19 protein-coding genes are annotated in these 17,051 nt (G+C 40.8%); 9 read left to right on the forward strand and 10 right to left on the reverse strand.

What is annotated here, in order from left to right; genetic code table 11:
- Positions 1 to 5: 5 nt before the first annotated feature.
- On the reverse strand, positions 6 to 689 hold the full coding sequence (locus ACE2AL_RS11710) for a molecular chaperone (RefSeq protein WP_272538521.1): 684 nt from the start codon (positions 687 to 689) through the stop codon (positions 6 to 8).
- Positions 679 to 2,043 carry a radical SAM protein gene (locus ACE2AL_RS11715; protein ID WP_375083525.1) on the reverse strand — a complete coding sequence of 455 codons (1,365 nt, stop codon included), beginning with the start codon at positions 2,041 to 2,043 and terminating at the stop codon, positions 679 to 681. Before ACE2AL_RS11715 ends, ACE2AL_RS11710 begins: the two co-directional genes overlap by 11 nt.
- A 747-nt stretch (positions 2,044 to 2,790) precedes the next feature.
- Here ACE2AL_RS11715 and ACE2AL_RS11720 point away from each other — a divergent pair.
- Positions 2,791 to 3,333 carry an RNA 2'-phosphotransferase gene (locus ACE2AL_RS11720; protein ID WP_272538523.1) on the forward strand — a complete coding sequence of 181 codons (543 nt, stop codon included), beginning with the start codon at positions 2,791 to 2,793 and terminating at the stop codon, positions 3,331 to 3,333.
- A gap of 3 nt (positions 3,334 to 3,336) precedes the next feature.
- Here ACE2AL_RS11720 and ACE2AL_RS11725 read toward each other — a convergent pair whose 3' ends face one another.
- Positions 3,337 to 3,804: an Lrp/AsnC family transcriptional regulator gene (locus ACE2AL_RS11725; protein ID WP_225818287.1), complete on the reverse strand. Its 468-nt coding sequence runs from the start codon at positions 3,802 to 3,804 to the stop codon at positions 3,337 to 3,339.
- A gap of 164 nt (positions 3,805 to 3,968) precedes the next feature.
- Between ACE2AL_RS11725 and ACE2AL_RS11730 the strand changes: the two genes are divergently transcribed.
- Positions 3,969 to 4,580, forward strand: coding sequence for a LysE family translocator (locus ACE2AL_RS11730; RefSeq protein ID WP_206084102.1), 612 nt, complete (start codon positions 3,969 to 3,971; stop codon positions 4,578 to 4,580).
- Here the strand turns inward: ACE2AL_RS11730 and ACE2AL_RS11735 are convergent.
- Both ACE2AL_RS11735 and ACE2AL_RS11740 read right to left on the reverse strand, forming a co-directional pair.
- Positions 4,577 to 5,143 carry a HutD family protein gene (locus tag ACE2AL_RS11735; RefSeq protein ID WP_206084101.1) on the reverse strand — a complete coding sequence of 189 codons (567 nt, stop codon included), beginning with the start codon at positions 5,141 to 5,143 and terminating at the stop codon, positions 4,577 to 4,579. The two genes, ACE2AL_RS11730 and ACE2AL_RS11735, sit on opposite strands and share 4 nt — an antisense overlap.
- 96 nt (positions 5,144 to 5,239) lie before the next feature.
- Positions 5,240 to 6,664, reverse strand: coding sequence for a PLP-dependent aminotransferase family protein (locus ACE2AL_RS11740; protein WP_206084100.1), 1,425 nt, complete (start codon positions 6,662 to 6,664; stop codon positions 5,240 to 5,242).
- A 244-nt stretch (positions 6,665 to 6,908) separates the two neighbouring features.
- On the opposite strand from ACE2AL_RS11740, the gene ACE2AL_RS11745 reads away from it, so the two are divergent.
- From ACE2AL_RS11745 to zinT, 5 genes are all read left to right on the forward strand, one after another.
- Positions 6,909 to 8,246 (forward strand): cytochrome ubiquinol oxidase subunit I, encoded by a 1,338-nt coding sequence (locus ACE2AL_RS11745; protein WP_206084099.1) that lies wholly within the window; start codon positions 6,909 to 6,911, stop codon positions 8,244 to 8,246.
- Positions 8,236 to 9,246: a cytochrome d ubiquinol oxidase subunit II gene (gene cydB, locus ACE2AL_RS11750; protein WP_206084098.1), complete on the forward strand. Its 1,011-nt coding sequence runs from the start codon at positions 8,236 to 8,238 to the stop codon at positions 9,244 to 9,246. The genes ACE2AL_RS11745 and cydB overlap by 11 nt, the downstream gene beginning before the upstream one ends.
- Positions 9,203 to 9,382: a DUF2474 domain-containing protein gene (locus ACE2AL_RS11755; protein ID WP_206084097.1), complete on the forward strand. Its 180-nt coding sequence runs from the start codon at positions 9,203 to 9,205 to the stop codon at positions 9,380 to 9,382. The genes cydB and ACE2AL_RS11755 overlap by 44 nt, the downstream gene beginning before the upstream one ends.
- 320 nt (positions 9,383 to 9,702) lie before the next feature.
- Positions 9,703 to 10,548 (forward strand): siderophore-interacting protein, encoded by an 846-nt coding sequence (locus ACE2AL_RS11760; protein ID WP_375083526.1) that lies wholly within the window; start codon positions 9,703 to 9,705, stop codon positions 10,546 to 10,548.
- A gap of 180 nt (positions 10,549 to 10,728) precedes the next feature.
- A complete protein-coding gene (zinT, locus tag ACE2AL_RS11765) occupies positions 10,729 to 11,388 on the forward strand; it encodes a metal-binding protein ZinT (RefSeq protein ID WP_206084095.1) in 660 nt (219 codons plus the stop codon).
- 76 nt (positions 11,389 to 11,464) lie between these two features.
- Here zinT and phoH read toward each other — a convergent pair whose 3' ends face one another.
- The 4 genes from phoH to ACE2AL_RS11785 all read right to left on the reverse strand — a co-directional run bounded on the left by phoH (position 11,465) and on the right by ACE2AL_RS11785 (position 15,264).
- Positions 11,465 to 12,250: a phosphate starvation-inducible protein PhoH gene (gene phoH / locus ACE2AL_RS11770; RefSeq protein ID WP_206084094.1), complete on the reverse strand. Its 786-nt coding sequence runs from the start codon at positions 12,248 to 12,250 to the stop codon at positions 11,465 to 11,467.
- A gap of 477 nt (positions 12,251 to 12,727) precedes the next feature.
- Complete coding sequence (locus tag ACE2AL_RS11775) at positions 12,728 to 13,699, reverse strand: endonuclease (protein ID WP_375084308.1); 972 nt, start codon at positions 13,697 to 13,699, stop codon at positions 12,728 to 12,730.
- A 291-nt stretch (positions 13,700 to 13,990) separates the two neighbouring features.
- Positions 13,991 to 14,461, reverse strand: coding sequence for a threonine/serine exporter (locus ACE2AL_RS11780; RefSeq protein ID WP_206084092.1), 471 nt, complete (start codon positions 14,459 to 14,461; stop codon positions 13,991 to 13,993).
- Positions 14,452 to 15,264 carry a threonine/serine exporter ThrE family protein gene (locus tag ACE2AL_RS11785; protein ID WP_375083527.1) on the reverse strand — a complete coding sequence of 271 codons (813 nt, stop codon included), beginning with the start codon at positions 15,262 to 15,264 and terminating at the stop codon, positions 14,452 to 14,454. The genes ACE2AL_RS11780 and ACE2AL_RS11785 overlap by 10 nt, the downstream gene beginning before the upstream one ends.
- A 198-nt stretch (positions 15,265 to 15,462) precedes the next feature.
- On the opposite strand from ACE2AL_RS11785, the gene ACE2AL_RS11790 reads away from it, so the two are divergent.
- Positions 15,463 to 16,092 carry a TetR/AcrR family transcriptional regulator gene (locus tag ACE2AL_RS11790; RefSeq protein WP_375083528.1) on the forward strand — a complete coding sequence of 210 codons (630 nt, stop codon included), beginning with the start codon at positions 15,463 to 15,465 and terminating at the stop codon, positions 16,090 to 16,092.
- Between the two features lie 8 nt (positions 16,093 to 16,100).
- Here ACE2AL_RS11790 and ACE2AL_RS11795 read toward each other — a convergent pair whose 3' ends face one another.
- Positions 16,101 to 16,502, reverse strand: coding sequence for a hypothetical protein (locus ACE2AL_RS11795; protein WP_206084090.1), 402 nt, complete (start codon positions 16,500 to 16,502; stop codon positions 16,101 to 16,103).
- A gap of 239 nt (positions 16,503 to 16,741) precedes the next feature.
- Between ACE2AL_RS11795 and ACE2AL_RS11800 the strand changes: the two genes are divergently transcribed.
- The gene (locus ACE2AL_RS11800) at positions 16,742 to 17,035 is read left to right on the forward strand and encodes a DUF5339 family protein (RefSeq protein ID WP_225818277.1); all 294 of its coding nucleotides are present in this window, start codon (positions 16,742 to 16,744) and stop codon (positions 17,033 to 17,035) included.
- Positions 17,036 to 17,051 lie beyond the last annotated feature (16 nt).

A 17,051-nucleotide genomic window follows, 5' to 3' on the forward strand; every position in this document is an offset into this window, starting at 1 on the left:
TATTATTATAAATTGACTAATTCATTGATTTTATTTTGATCATTTCGCAAAAAGGGTTCTAACAGTGCACTCAATTGGCGGTAAAATGGGGTGTTCGCATGGTTATGCAGGTCACGGCAAAATGGAGTAATAAACGCCAATAGGTGGTCATTTAAGAATAAAGACGATACCTGCAATAACGCTTTTGATTCGTCAGTGAGCTCAGGTTCTAAATCGGTAAGCTCAACAATTTTCTGGCTGAGGTTCCACATAAAATCCAGCTCATAGCCAATATGATCCGCAGCTTCGAATTCTTTCTGTCCTAATTCAAATCCATATTTTTGATAGAATGATTTCACTGCAAGGGTGCTTTCTTGGAATAACAGTTTGTCTCGTGAGACATAAGTGGACTCCCATGGTGCTGCTGCAGGCGCATCTGGCCCAATAAATAAGCGTGTGAAGTCCCAATGTAAATCCTCAAAGCCATCTGTACCCGCTTGTAAGCTGCGTGCTTGTAAGTCTATTTCCATTGCACTAACCGCATCAGCCATCACTGGCAAATGGTCTTCACAAGGGAATAGCGCCAATCCCCCTTCACACAAATATTGCAGTAATTCAGGCGTTGGCTCTTCCATGAGTAAGCGACGCAATACGTCATAAGCAAACTGCCTCCCATACAAAAAATCTAAAATGGGGTTTTCATTTTTCACAGGAACCTCCCTGTATGTCGGTCAATAAAAATTCAGTGGGTGTGGTTAATTCAATACGCACTTCTTTAATCAATGGATCGCCATTTTCATCTGGCTCAACAATATGAGAAGTGAGTGCGATAGGGAGATTTGCTAGCGTTTGTAGATACAGAATCGATTCAGGGTTGAATTGCAAAAAACCGTGAAGCAATTCATGTTGAAAAGGCACATTGGCTTGTTTTAAATAATGAGCCGCTTTCTCGCAGTCATCGCCAAACACCTTGGCACTTTTGAAAAAATAATCCTTTGTAGAGAAAAAATAATATGGGCCCATCACCTGCTCATCATGCTGAAAAAATGCGTTATTTTGGTACACCTGCCCCGTATGTTTATTCTCTAAAGAGCAATAATGCACGCCGAGAGATAAACGCTTTTCTAGCGCAAATTTTAGTACACGTAAGCAAGCTAACTCGCTATCAGCAACCGCAAGCCCTCCTGCATACCAATAGTTGTAATACACCTCATAGGGTGGGTTTTTTAGGTTAAAATTGCGGGATTTGTATTCATGGCTATTAGTCAGGGGAAAGCAGAACTCTAATAAATTGATACCATCAATTCCAATATCATCTAACTGCATCAGCAGCTGATACATTTGCTCTTCAGAATTGGGGATCACGGGCATTTCCACCATCACTGAAGGGAAAATTTCGCGGGCTAAGGCGATACGGCGTAAAACTTTTTCAATGCGTTCTTTTGAATCATCAATTTTGATGCTAAAACGCACCTCTTGCAGGCCTGCCTTCGCTAATGAAAGGGCCGTAGTGCGGTCTAGCGGGTCACCTGCTGTATATAAACGGGTATGAACTTGCGGTAACTTTTGCTGTACACGTTGAAAGAATTGAATGCTTTCTTCACGAAATAACAGCGGTTCCCCGCCCGTTAGTGCGATGTGGGATAATGGATAGTTTTGCTCTGCAATAGCGTCTACCTCGCCTATTGCATCGCGCATCTCCCGTTGAAAACCTTCATAATTTTCTTGATTAGGATTAAAGCAGAAATAGCAATCACGGTGACATTTTAACGACAAAAATGTCGTGTGGCTCCCTTCCCCCGTTCGGCACTGTACACAAGCGCTAGAAAGCCACCCGCAATGAATACTTTTGCCATTATTCGCAAAGATTGCCCCTAATGTTTTCAGCTCATTTTTCAGTTGTTGAATTTCAGTTTGCTGTGAAAAAGGAATTTCAAAATCTAAACCATACGCTGAAATAGCAGATTGCGTCTTTTTCTCAATCACTAAATAGCGCATAGCATAGCGTGAAAATTTATCATTTTTGAGTGTGGACAGAGTGCTATCTGTTATCGGATAGATCATTAAATTACCTTTAATAAGGGATACCGTTTTATTAGCTATGTTGTGATAAAATATAGTAGGCAGTGATCGCCTAATTATTTAACTGATATTGATAGCTGAACAACAGATGTATGCACTGAATCTTTGGTGAGATTAGTTTTATTTTAACTACAAATTAAAATTATCTATCATTTGCTATATTAATAAACCCAGTATAAATAATTAAAGCAAAATGAAATTGCGCAGGATCAACAAAAATTTCTATTTCAGTGTACTTCCCCTCAGTTATCAATTAAAAAAAATCTTATATACTCAAAGCATTACAACAAACCATCACATAATCCCATTACGAATGGTTATATAACAATTTACACATCAAATAAAAATAGTGTTAAAAACATCAAGAAAAATAATATTTAGTCTAATATTTAAAATGAATGATTCCTTTTCAAAATGTAACATTAAATTTCAAACTAATAGATAATCACTCTCATTAATGCCACCTATTTCATTTTTAATCCTACGCTTAAATTTAATCGAAAATATTTTTAATTAATTTGAGCCACCGTTATCTCAATAATCAGATACAGGTCTTTAATTGATTAGAAAAAATAATTTTCACCATGAATTATTTTTCAACATAAAAATACTTTAGGATTATTTACATCGTTTTTATTGTATGGTTTCGTTATGATTTCATCGATTAATCACGCTTAGTCATTAATTAAATTAAACTTAAAGGAAATAAATATTATTAACAGGCAGTATATGCAAGACAAAACAATTCAATTTAGTAAATTTTTAAGCTACGTTTTACGCCACAAACCTGAAGCCATTGCACTCACTCTCGATCAAGATGGTTGGGTTAGTGTTGATGATTTATTATTACAAGCCAACCGCCACGGGAAAAAGCTCACCCGTGAAATATTAGAGTATATAGTTGAGAATAATAATAAAAAAAGGTTCACCTTCAATACTGAACATACCATGATCCGCGCCGCGCAAGGCCATTCAACTCAACAAGTTAATCTCAATCACATTTCGCAAACACCCCCAGAGTTTCTTTATCATGGAACCGCAATACGTTTTGTCGATTCAATTAGACAACAAGGGTTATTAGCGGGTAATCGTCATCATGTGCATTTGTCGGACAACACAGAGACGGCAACCAATGTAGGAGCACGGCACGGCAAGCCCATCGTTTTGGTAATTGAAGCCCAAAAAATGGTGGAATCAGGTTATCTATTTTACTTATCAGATAACCACGTTTGGTTAACTGAACATGTTCCCGCCAAATTTATCCAACCGTAATAGCTAAAGTGGCAACGCATATGTGACCTTAACCGTTTCCATGGGGACTTCGGTCTTAATACTTTGGATACTGTTTATTTGTGTTAAATGATCCGCATGAAAACGGCGATATGAAGCAAGGTCTTGAGTGACAATGCGGATTAATGCATCACACTCACCCGCCATCAGATGGCATTCCACCACTTCAGGCATCTGTTTAATATCCTCAACAAACTGATTAATGGTCTTAGCATCCTGTGTTTTAAACCAAATGCGCGCAAATAACGACAACCCCGCGCCTATTTTGGCGCCATCAAGTACCGCCACATAACGTTTTATCACTCCCGCCTCTTCGAGCAATTTTACACGACGCAAACAAGGAGACGGGGAAAGCCCAACCTCTTTAGCCAGCTCAACATTCTGTATTTTTCCATCACGTTGTAGCACCTGTAAAATACGTCTATCAATGGCATCGAGTTTTATCATATTCATTTTTATTGAAACCTAAAGCTCACTTATTAATATTTATTGATATTCAATGCTAATTTATTGTTATTTTCAAGCAATAAAACAACCCTATACTACTGCATTGTCGTTATAATTTTTACGCAGCTGGCCAGTTGCCTCATCAACAATAAAATCAAAGAGGTCATTCTATGGAGTTACACACATTAGCATTATTCAGTGCTACAGTGATCCCACTGATTTGCACACCAGGCCCTGATATTTTATTTATTTCAGCACAGGGGCTTTCAGGTGGGCCAAGTGCCGCTTGGAAGGCTAATTTAGGGATTATTTTAGGTTATGTAACCCATGCGATACTGGCGGCACTTGGCCTTGCTGCAATTGTTGCAACCTCACCAATGGTGTTTCATACAATAAAATGGGTTGGTGTTGCCTATGTAGCATACCTCGCTGCTCGGATGATCATGTCTGCAATGAAAGCCAATGAAGTCAAAATACAAAAAGTATCGAATAAAGCGGTGATTGGTAAGGCATTTTTAACCAGTTTTTTAAACCCTAAAGGCTTACTGGTGTATTTTGCAATCTTACCTAATTTTATTCAGTTGAGCGAAAGTGTTGCGATTCAATCGCTAATCCTTTCTGCCACTTTTATTGTGTCTTGTGTGGTGATTTATGGCGTTATTGGGATGTTGTTTGCTTCCATGCATAAAAAACAAGGTTATAACGACAATAAACGCCGCATTACAGAAGGCGTTGCAGGTGGCTTGTTAACCTTTGCAGCTATAGGATTAGCGGCAAGTTAACGTGGTAATAGTTCAATATAAATCAGCTGGCTATTGGCATTAAGGGGGGTCACTTCACCCTCGCCGATATCCGGCAACCACCAACCGCCTTGACCAACCACCATTCGGTTACAGCTCCCGCCAGACACAGCCCATTCGCCACGTCGTACAAAAACTAGACCAGCTTGATTGTTCGGCAGTTTACACGTCTCTGTCACTAAAGCGCTTTTTACCACCCAGCGATCCGCGCGGAAAATAAAATTCAATAGCTGTGTATTCGGCTGGCTCACATTGATCGCCGCATATTGCTGAGCTGAAAATTGAGCATGCTCACCAACCTGGCTCAACCGCTGCGTAAAATTTTTATTATCGGTTAATGTTATTTCTTGGTTATTGAGCAAAATAACTAACCTTTCACCTTCAGCGTAGCGTTTAAGGTAGCTATCTTGATTAATCGTCGCGATGCTTGCACGTAATGAATAATCTGAAGCCACGGGCCAGCAAAAAACTTCTTGGCTGGCCCCTCCTCCATCATTCCATTTGAGATGTGGCAAATCAGTGATATCAAAACATTTAATTTTCACATTACCTCCCAAAACGTTGTCATTCACTGTTTTAGATGTGTACTTAGAGTCGCAAAGTTAATCTTTCAAGGCAATGAATTTACAACGATAATGTGACTAATCGCGCTTCTCTTTAATTAATTGGTGACATAATCGACCTAATGTTTTCATCGCCTCTTCAATACGCTCAGTCCATGTAAAAGAGGCATTTAAGCGAAATGCATGGTTAAACTGATCACTGGTCGAAAACATACTGCCTGGTGCAATGCTGATACCTTCTTTTAATGCTAATTGATATAAGCGAATTGCATTAAACGGCGGCTCAAATTCTAACCATAAAAAGTAACCACCTTTAGGCATATTCACTTTTACCGAGGACGGCATATACTTCGCTATTGCCCCTAGCATCTGATGCTGTCGTTGTTCCATGGTGACTCGCAATTTACGTAAGTGACTGTCGTACCCCCCTAAAGAGAGGTACTCAGCAATAGCGAGCTGTGTGGGAACACTTGCTGACACCGTACTCATCATCTGCAAATGCTGGATTTTGGTTGCATGATGCCCCGCAGCCACCCACCCCACACGATACCCAGGAGCCAAACATTTGGAAAATGATGAACAGTGGAAAAAGTGCCCTTTAGTATCTAACGCTTTGGCAGGAATGGGTTGTTTGTTGCCAAAATACAATTCACCATAAACATCATCTTCAATTAATGCAATTTGGTGTTTATTTAAAATATCCACCAACCGCTTTTTATTGGCTTGCGGCATTGTGCCACCCAATGGGTTTTGATAATGCGTCATCAACCAACAAGCTTTAATCGGGTATTTGTCGGCAATGTCCTCTAATGCATCAAGATCGATACCAAATAAAGGGTCAGTTTTAATCGCGATCGCTTTGAGTTTTAACCGTTCAATCGCCTGCAATGACCCATAAAATGCGGGAGATTCAATAACGACCCAATCTCCAGGTTGGGTCACTGACTGCAAACTTAACACCAGCGATTCCATCGCACCTGCAGTAATCACAATTTCATCTGGAGCGACATGGATACCTTGTGTCGCATAACGCTGGGCAATATTACGACGTAATTGCTCATTTCCTGGCGGTAAATTAGCGGGTGTATTAAATTTGGATAAACGCCTCGCGACGGATGCCAATGATTTAGCGAGTTTAGGGTCATCTAATAACGCAGGTTCTGGAAAAGCAGAGCCAAATGGGATAATATCGGGATCCTTACAAGCTTGTAATACCCCAAATATTGAGGCGTTAATTTCTACATTCTCATTTAAGTGGAGTCCTTTTCCCCCTTTTGCCGCTGCAAAGGCGTTATTTCGGTTGGCCACATAGTATCCAGATTGTGGACGTGCGGCGACCCAACCTTGGCTTTCAAGTAATTGATATGCTTGCACCACGGTCATTAAACTGAGACCTGATTGCTTAACACTTTCCCTCAGTGAAGGTAATCTGTCACCAACTTGCCAAATATTGTCTTCAATTTGTTGACGAATTTGCGCTGCTAACTGTTCATATCTCGTCATAGCCGCCTCAACTGTTATAGTTAATATCCCGATAATTGTTACTATTATAGTTTATCGTCTCATGTTCTACTTATCCACACATTCACCTGACTTTTTTAACTATAAGCACAAAACATTTTTAGTCGGATTGCGATACTTAGCATTCCGGTGTGAGCAATTTATTTTGCTAGGGATAAGCGCCTCGATTGTGATCACCAAGGCTTTAAATGCAGCGTGCCATTAACATATCCACTCAGGGGTCAATATGTTTGGACTAACTGCGCTGGAGCTTGCCCGTATACAATTTGCGTTTACGGTCTCGTTCCATATTATTTTTCCGGCCATTACTATTGGGCTCGCAAGCTTTCTTGCGGTGCTACAAGGCTTATGGCTAAAAACACGTGACGAAGACTATATAAAACTGTTCCATTTTTGGACAAAAGTTTTTGCGGTTAACTTCGGAATGGGCGTGGTATCAGGATTGGTGATGGCATACCAATTCGGTACTAACTGGAGTTTCTTTTCAGACTTTGCAGGCGGGATCACAGGCCCGTTACTCACATATGAAGTGTTAACCGCCTTCTTCCTTGAAGCGGGTTTCCTCGGTGTCATGTTGTTTGGCATGAACCGTGTCGGTGAAAAACTGCACTTTTTTGCTACCTGCATGGTCGCGCTAGGTACCATTATTTCCACATTCTGGATTTTGGCATCTAACAGTTTTATGCAAACACCACAAGGTTTCGAAATCATCGATGGCCGTATCGTCCCCGTTGATTGGTTAGCGGTGATCTTCAATCCTTCTTTCCCATATCGTTTATTGCACATGACGACGGCTGCATTCCTTGCTGCGGCATTCTTTATTGGTGCATCTGCGGCATGGCATTTACTCAAAGGCAATAAATCCAGCGCAATGAAGAAGATGTTCTCCATGTCGTTGTGGTTGATTTTAGTTTTAGCACCTGTCCAAGCGTTAATTGGTGATGCGCACGGCTTAAATACACTGAAACATCAACCTGTTAAAGTTGCTGCAATGGAAGGCCACTGGGAAAATAAACCTGGTGAAGCCACACCGCTTATTTTGTTTGGTATTCCAAACCAAGAGAAAGAAAAAACCGAATATGCCATCGAAATTCCGTACCTTGCGAGCCTAATTTTAACTCACAGCATTGATAAACAAGTGCCTGCATTAAAAGAATACGCACCAGAAGACCGACCAAATGTATTCATGGTGTTTTGGTCGTTCCGTGTAATGGTCGGTTTAGGCTTATTAATGATAGCCGCAGGGGTTTGGGGCTTATGGCTTCGTTACCGTAAAAACCTGTATGAGTCCAAAACATTCCTGCGATTTATGTTCGTCATGGCACCCTCTGGCTTGATTGCTATCTTAGCGGGCTGGTTTACGACAGAAATTGGTCGCCAACCTTGGGTGGTGTACGGTTTGCAGCGCACCTCAGATGCCGTCAGTGCCCACGGTGAAATGCACATGAGCATCAGTTTAATCGCCTTCTTTGTGGTTTATGGTGGCGTATTCGGTATCGGCTACATGTACATGATGAAATTAATTCGTAAAGGTATCGCGGAGGACGCAGCTCATGGGCATTGATTTACCTCTCATTTGGTTTGTCATCATCGTATTTAGTATGTTGATGTATATCGTGATGGATGGCTTCGATTTGGGTATCGGTATTCTCTATCCCGCCTTAAAAGATAGCCAAGACCGTGACTTAATGATGAACAGCGTTGCCCCCGTTTGGGATGGTAACGAGACGTGGCTTGTGCTCGGCGGTGCTGCTTTATTTGGTGCATTCCCGCTTGCCTACGCCATTGTGTTAGATGCGTTATCCATACCGCTAACTTTTATGCTGTTAGCCTTGATTTTCCGTGGTGTAGCATTTGAATTTCGCTTTAGAGCGGATGAATCTCACCGCCGCCATTGGGATCACGCGTTCATTTGGGGCTCTATTTTCGCGACATTTGTTCAAGGCGTCGTCGTGGGTGCTTTTATCCAAGGCTTCCACGTAGAAAACCGTACCTTTATGGGCGGCTACTTTGATTGGTTTGCCCCCTTCCCACTGTTTTGTGGTTTTGGCTTAGTTGTTGCTTATGCTTTACTAGCTTGTGGCTGGCTAATCATGAAAACCGAAGGGCATCTACGCCGTACCATGTACCGTATTCTGCGCCCATTGACCTTATTAATGGTTGCAGTGATAGCGGTTATCAGCTTGTGGACACCGATGCTCAATCAAGCCATTTTTGATCGCTGGTTCACACTGCCCAATCTGTTCTTCTTCTTGCCTGTTCCATTACTGGTTCTGGGTTGTACATGGCTAATCTTAAAAAGTGCAAAGCGCCAGCAGCATGATAGCGTTCCATTCTTATCCGCCTTGATGTTGATATTCCTCGGTTTTACAGGCCTGGGGATCAGTATCTGGCCAACATTAATCCCACCAGCAATTAGCTTCCGTGACGCCGCGGGCCCCTCTGAAAGTTTAGGCTTTATGTTAGTGGGCGCGTTATTCATTATTCCTGTTATTTTGGTTTATACCTATTGGAGTTACTATGTCTTCAGAGGAAAAATTACCCCAGACCAAGGCTACCATTGATACCGCCGTAACCTCCCCGTGGTGGAAAAAACTCGGTTGGATGGCACTAATTTGGCTAGGAAGTGTATTAGCACTGTTTGCTTTCTCTTCCGTGTTTAAATTGATGATGACCGCCGCTGGGATGAAAGTGAAGTAGATAACTTAAGTGCCTTATGTTAATACCTAAGGCACTGAGGTTGTTGACAACGCAGGATAAAAGCGTGGTTTTTCCTGCTTTGTGTTATCAGCCGAAAATCAATAAATTGATTTTCCTCGTCTATTTTCAAAACCTATCCAACCTGCAGCCAAACCTAATCGGTTTGTCAGCAGTCTGAGTGCCTTATGTTAATACCTAAGGCACTTTTTATTGTTTTATGTGAAACAAATGGGGTGAATATAGATAGTTATATAATTAATATACGTGATATGATAATGATAATAGTTACCAAATAATAAAATTATCATTAATGAAGGAGAATGTCCGTGGCTACTGAACAATCCGTTGAAAAAAATATCTATCGCCCGGCGCCACCGCAGCTTATTCAAGTTAAATCCATTACTGATGTCAGCCCCTCCATTCGCAGCATCACTTTTACGGGTGAAAAGCTTGCAGACTACCCAACCAATAGCGAAGGTGGGCACTTAAAAATCTTTTTAGCCCCTGACTTAACCAGCCAACCCGCTCTGCCTATCCTTAGTAAAGAAGGCCGCAGCTGGCCTGAAGATAAACCTCGCCCATTTGTGCGCACCTATACCGTTAGAGCGATTCGCCCTGATGTCAGTGAAATCGATATTGAATTTGCCATGCATGACGGTGCGACAGGGCCTGCCTATTTATTTGCCCGCGATGCCAAACCTGGTCATTGGATGGGGATCACCAATCCTGGTGGTCCAGACCCACTACTACCAAGTCGAAAACACTATTTTATGGCGGGGGACTCCAGTTCACTGCCTGCCATTGCCGCATTATTAGAAAAAATGCCAGCAGATGCCCAAGGAAAGGTGGTACTACGCATGGATAACCCAGCGGATGTACGCCCACTTAAAAAACCTGCTCAAGTTGAAATCATTTGGATTTGTGGTGATATCAGCAAAACTGCTGAATTAATTAGCACATTTAAATCGTGGGATATTCCTGCCACAGATTGTGCATTTTGGATAGCGGGTGAAGACCAAATAATTCGTGATTTACGCCGTTTTGTTCGTCGTGAAAAAGGGTTTGGCCGTGATGATATCTATGCTATTCCATACTGGCGCCACGGCTATGATGAAGAAGGTTATCACCATGAACGCCATGCTGTAATGGATAACCCTGACGATTAATTAAGTTTTAAATTACCCTCAACGCTTATCAGTTGCATTATCGCTGATAAGCGTTTCCCTACCTGTTTCCTGCCCACTTTTTGAGTTTACTTGCATCGTATCACGCTATCTTGCGCATTTTTTTATTGCGGTAAATGTTATGTTATAACATAATAAGTCTGAACATTATCAAAATAGGAAATGACAGTGCATAAACACACATTATTAAATACAGCGCTTAGCGCAGTTTTTGCCATTAGCAGTTTTTCTGCTATCGCACACGGTTCACATAGCCATGCACATCCGCAATCGGAAAAAGCCCTTCAAGCCTCAAAAGGCATCTTTGAAGATTCAGATGTCAAAGACCGCTCGTTAAGCGATTGGCAAGGCGTATGGGAGTCAGTAAATCCATTATTATTAAATGGTAAGTTAGATGCTGTTTTAGAAAGCAAAGCACAGAAAAATAAAGATAAAACCGTTGAAGAATACCGCGCTTACTATAAAAAAGGCTACGCCACAGATGTTGACAGTATTGGCATCGAAAATAATGTGATTGAATTTACCCAAAACGGTGTCGTCAATAGCTGTCAATATGCGTATTCAGGCTATAAAATTTTACATTATACTTCGGGCAAAAAAGGCGTTCGCTACCTGTTTGAGTGCCAAGATGCTAAATCCAAAGCGCCAAAATACATTCAATTTAGCGACCATATTATCGAGCCGCAAACGTCAGGCCATTTCCACTTATATATGGGGAATGAATCACAAGAAAAACTCCTGGGACAATTAGACAATTGGCCAACCTATTACCCTTATTCATTAACCGATGAGCAAATCGTCCACGAAATGCTGTACCATTAATCATCAGTGACTAATAAAAAATATGCCCCAGTAATCACTTATGGGGCATATTTTCATCACTCTTAAGGCAAATGAATTAGTCGTTATAGGCTAATAGCGCTTTATGGCACAATTGAGATCTCACACAATCATCAATGGTAAAGTTCACCATCGAGACCATTTCATCACTGCTGAAACGTTGTAACGCATCCGCAAGACCAGACTGCACCCCATCAGGTAAGTCACACTGAGTCACATCCCCGTTAACAATAACCGTGACATTTTCCCCCAAACGCGTTAAAAACATCTTCATTTGGGTGACAGTGACATTTTGCGCCTCATCTAAAATCACAATGGCATTTTCAAAAGTTCGACCACGCATATACGCAAATGGCGCGATTTCAACTTTCGCAATTTCAGGACGCAAGCAATATTGTAGAAATGAACTCCCTAACCTTTTGGCTAGAACATCGTATACAGGGCGAAAATAGGGGGCAAATTTCTCAGACATATCCCCAGGTAAAAAACCAAGGTCTTCTTCCGCCTGAAGAACAGGCCTTGTCACAATGATCTTGCTGATATCTTTATTAAATAAGGCATCTGCGGCCAGCGCGGTACTGATGAAGGTTTTACCACAGCCTGCTTCGCCATTGGCAAAAATTAACTGTTTGTGTTTAATCGAATTAATATAGAGCTTCTGAGCTTCATTTCGTGGCAGGATTGGTGAGCCATCACGACGTTCCTTTGCCATACCAATAGGCTCAATGCCTGTCAGTTCAGCGAAGGACGCAACGTTATTCATGTCAAACCGACCAGAACGTTCTTTACGTGATGAGCGTTTCATTTCACGACGTGCTTTTGTTGCAGCTTTCTGTCTACTCATAGTATTAACCCTTCCAGGTATCAGTGATGTCAATTTCAGATGACTAACTATTCAGAACAGAGAGGAGCTCCCTTCAAGCTCTTAGTTAACGATAAAACGGTGTAATGTGGTTCAATCCTCTTTCTTTTTAACGGGCCATAAAAAAACCGGTTAGTCATCTCACCATGACAATTTCATGATGGAGGCTAACCGGTCTTGTGTTCGTATTAATAAATACTGACTTCCCATTAGTTTCTCCTGTGACAGCGATACCGTTAAACTAATGAATCTGTATGACACTAATATGACAAACTGCAATATTTTTTGTGACTCAATGAGGCGCTGTTTTTATTGCAGTTTTTACTTTCCCTAAATATAGCGCTAATTTTTTTCAGAAGGCAACATTTTTTTAACACATTTTTGTGTTTTATTTGTCACATCAAACTTTCACTAAAAAAAACGCCAATAATCAATTCGTTATTGGCGTTTAAATGACCATTAACGTGGCTTGCAGTTACCAGCTAGGTGATAACCCGCTTCTTGGGCCGCATTTTCGTTAGAAAACATGATTGCATTTTTATCTGATAATGTCTTAAAACCAGAACAATGGGAGAAATGATACTTTTTGGAATTTTTATTACCTTTAATTTCAGCTGAAATTGCTAAGTTAGTTTGTTTTTCAGACTGTTTAGGCAATATTACAGTTGAAGATGGAAAAATCTTCACACCTTCCCCCCCATTTTTATGGTTTAAGCTCCACTGTTTTTGCCCTGTCACAAATGGATTATGGTGCCCCATTACTTTAGCAATACGTTCATCACGGGTACGTTCCCACAGGTTTGGTGGGAATTTTTTATCCCATGCCATCAAGAGTTGCTGTTGCTGACGTGACATGGATAAATTATAACGGTCATGCATATAAAAATAGACACGAGCAACCTGCCCTTTCACCTCATCACGGGGCTCAAAGACTTTTTGTTTAAAATCGACACGGCTACGACACATTCCATATGGATACGGGGTATTTGGGGATAATTGACCGAAACTAAAATTGCTTCTATCTCCATTTACCTCACCAATGGAAGGCGCCAGGTTATGCAAATCAGCTTCCATACGAGCAAAAACAGGGTCTGTCGAAACACAATTTTTCCGCCCACCATTCTGCCAACATTGGCGCTGATGACCGAATACCCATGCAGGCACAATATGTTCCCACTCTATACGTTCGGCACGGCTTTGCTGTTTGCGTACCTGATAGCCACAAGAGATTAAATCCACTTGCCCACCACTTTTGCCTACCCACTCCCACTGACAGCCACAGTAAATCGTTCCTTCCCCTTGTTGACTTTGATCGGAATAGACTTGAGTTTTGCTGAGCACTTTCGCTTGGGTGAATGAGCTAGGTGCTGCAAAAGAAAAGGAAAATGGTAAAAATAGAAAGAAAGACAGAATAAAACGGAAGAAAGACAAAAAACTGGATTGTTTCAAAATAACACCACTAATCAGAATATAAGCGAAAAATTAATATAAATACGTTAGTGTTATTTCTAACACTCTAATGCATATAGAAAATATCGTACATTCTAATCAAATAAAAACATTTATGGTATCAGCGATTGCCTATTTTTATTGAATAATTACACCTTCGGATTTTCTGCAAATTTAATAGTTCATGTTAGTTATTATCGGTGTTTTTTATCATTAATAACGCCAAGCGATAGCCTGCTTCAGAGCAAAAACATCCCTTAGCTTTATTGAATATCACACACTTGGGCGTTTACGGTATAGCCACAGCCCAGGCAATGAAATGCCGATGGATAATGCCCCCACAATAAAAGAAGCTTTTAAGAAGTTTGTCACTAAAACCTCAATTAACTCAGGGCTATAACCAAATTGGGAAAGCTTCACCACAGAGATCATCGCCACATAGGCACTAATACCAGGAAACATAGGGATCACCGCAGCAACCGTAAATACTTTTGGATGAGCTAACCACCAGCGGGACCATTGGATACCAATGATGCCAATTAAAATCGCGGCGAGAAAACTGGCCCATTCAATTTGTAGCCCTAGCGCCATCAATATCATTCTAAACCCATAGCCAATCGCACCGAGCAAAGCACAGTATTTAAGTGCCCGCACAGGGACATTAAACACCATGGCAAAGCCAACGGCAGGAATAGCGGCCAACACCATTTTTTCGATTAACACTAATAGAAATTCTATGCCCATTCTTTTAAATTCCAGATAGTCATGGCTAGTACCACACCAATACAGGTTGCGAGTGTGAGTAAACTTGCCATTGTCCAGCGTGCTAAACCTGTATTCACATGCCCTTTAAACATGTCTGCAACCGCATTAATCAACGGGAAGCCTGGTACAAGCAACAAGACACTCGCTGCCATCGAAATGGTTTCTGTCACCGCCAGATAAGGAATTTTGAGTAATAGCCCTGAAACTGAGGTAGCAACAAAGGCAGTAATGCAAAAATTGATCAACGGGTTCATTTGGTGAGAGGTTAAAACCTGCCTAATATACATTGCACAACCACTGGCTAAGAATGTAATTAAGGCACTTTCCCAACCACCGCCATTGAGTTTACTAAAGCATGCACAGGACAACGCAACCATTAGCACCATCAACCAACGTGGGTAACGTAATGGTTTTATAGAAGACAGTTTCTTTTGTAACTGTTTTCTGTCTAATAAATGATGTTCAACTAATATTACGGCATGTTGTACTTCTGTCACCACATGCATATTAATACCACGGTCAATAATTCGTCGTGTTGAGGTTAAACAGTGGCCATCAATAATTGTCGTTAAAACTAAAGAGTTAGACGAAATAGCACTGTCCACTTGACTAGCACCAAGTGCAATGCCTAATCGCGTTGTCAATTGTTCCACTAACATGCTCTCAGCACCATGTTGCAACAATAATAAGCCGCATTCGATGCATAGCCGAGTGATTTCCCGTTGCATTTCAACAGAATCTCCCTCTGTTAAACTGCGCCCATTTAACATACATCCCGCCATTGCGCCCCCAAGATTATGACAAGCATTCAGAAATTCACTTAAACATGTTAGTCTTTACAAATATCATAAAGCCAACTATCAGCTTAAATCATGATCTCTTTCAGGTAAATCTGTGATTCAGAGCCTATGGTTTAAACTTTTTTGGCAAAATTGCCACTTTATTTCATTATTCAAACAAAATGATAGGATCAATCATTCATGAATAACGCCCATGCAGCCAAAACACCAAAAGGCAGACGCCGCCATCAAGCGATTATTACAGCGGCAGCTGAGGTATTCCTACAATATGGTTTTGAGGGAGCAACTTTGGACATGGTGATTGAACGTGCTGGCGGATCTCGCTCTACACTCTATAAAAACTTTGGGGATAAAGAAGGATTATTTGCTGCAGTTATTGCTGATATGATTGATGAAATTTTCTCAGAACCAAACGAAAAAGTACCACATTTTACTACCATTGAATCTGTACTGGCTTTTTATGGCTCACAGTTCTTGATCAGTGTACTTAAACCACAATCCATTAGCTTATACCGATTGATCCTTGGAGAGTACAACCGTTTTCCTGAAATCAGCCAAGCATTTTTCGAACAAGGCCCTGTAAAAAGCTACCGTTTACTGACCCAAAAACTCCTTGAATTACCTGAAGTAACTGTCGATGAAAAAACATTATTACCTATTTCATCACGATTTTTGGAAATGATCAAAGCGGATGTATTCATCACGACATTTTGTGTTGAAAACTTCAAACCCAGCGATGAATTTATCAACCAACAAATTGTACTTTCTGTTGATATCATCGCTAGCTATATTCGAAAAATAAGCGCTTAACCTTTCCATCAAGCTAAAAGAGCTTGAGCTTGTATTTTCGCTGTATAAATATCCTTCGCCAATAACACCTCTGGGCCATACAATGCAGATAGCATCGGCGCTAGGCGTTCTTTTTCTTCTTTATCACTCCCATCGGGCTGCAATGTCACTACCATCGCACGACAATGTTGTTCCATAGGTTCTTTAGCATGCTTTAGCCAACGACGTACATATTTCATGCTTTCGATATCCTCTGCTGATGGTTTATCTTTTGGTGCTGTTGGCGGATATACTAAGGTAAACTGTGCCCTTCGTGCTAATAATAAGTCCATTTCCTCTAGCCATAAACGTGTTTCATCCATTGTGGATGGGAAGGCGTTCATAATACAAACAGGCCAACTGTTTGTGTCCACCATAATTTTATTCTGCATAATAATCTCACTGTATGTCATCAAAGTGTACTAGAGTGTACACTTTTTATTTAAGACCAGTCAATAATGATTATCATTTGTATTTTGCAAAATATGCTATTCTATAACTTGTTGTGCAGGAATAATCTCAATATGTCTAAAATTATTATCACTTAAAATATTAATAAAAGTTGAGTGATGCGTTTTTTAAAATGGAATGTTATCCTGATATTATTGTGACTTTTGAAAGTGAAAATACGATGAAAAAAACTCTTCCGATTGCATGTGGGTTATTTATGGCTGTTGTTGCCTTTAATGCGAATGCAGGTGCAACATGTGATACCTACTTTAAAGAAATGAACGAACTTGTTAAACAAGCTGAAGAACAATATAAAGATGAAGCCAATGCGGGAGAGCAAATTGCACTGATGAAATCTCAGTTAGAAGAGGCGAAAAAAGCCCTCGCTAGTTACCCTGATGATGCTCAAGAGCAAGCTTGTAGCCAGGCACTAAAAGCAATTGAGCAAGCCAAAGAAGCGGTTAAAACAAAATAATCCATCTTCCATATAT

The sequence above is a fragment of the Providencia xihuensis genome (assembly GCF_041953405.1).
Lineage (GTDB): Bacteria > Pseudomonadota > Gammaproteobacteria > Enterobacterales > Enterobacteriaceae > Providencia > Providencia vermicola.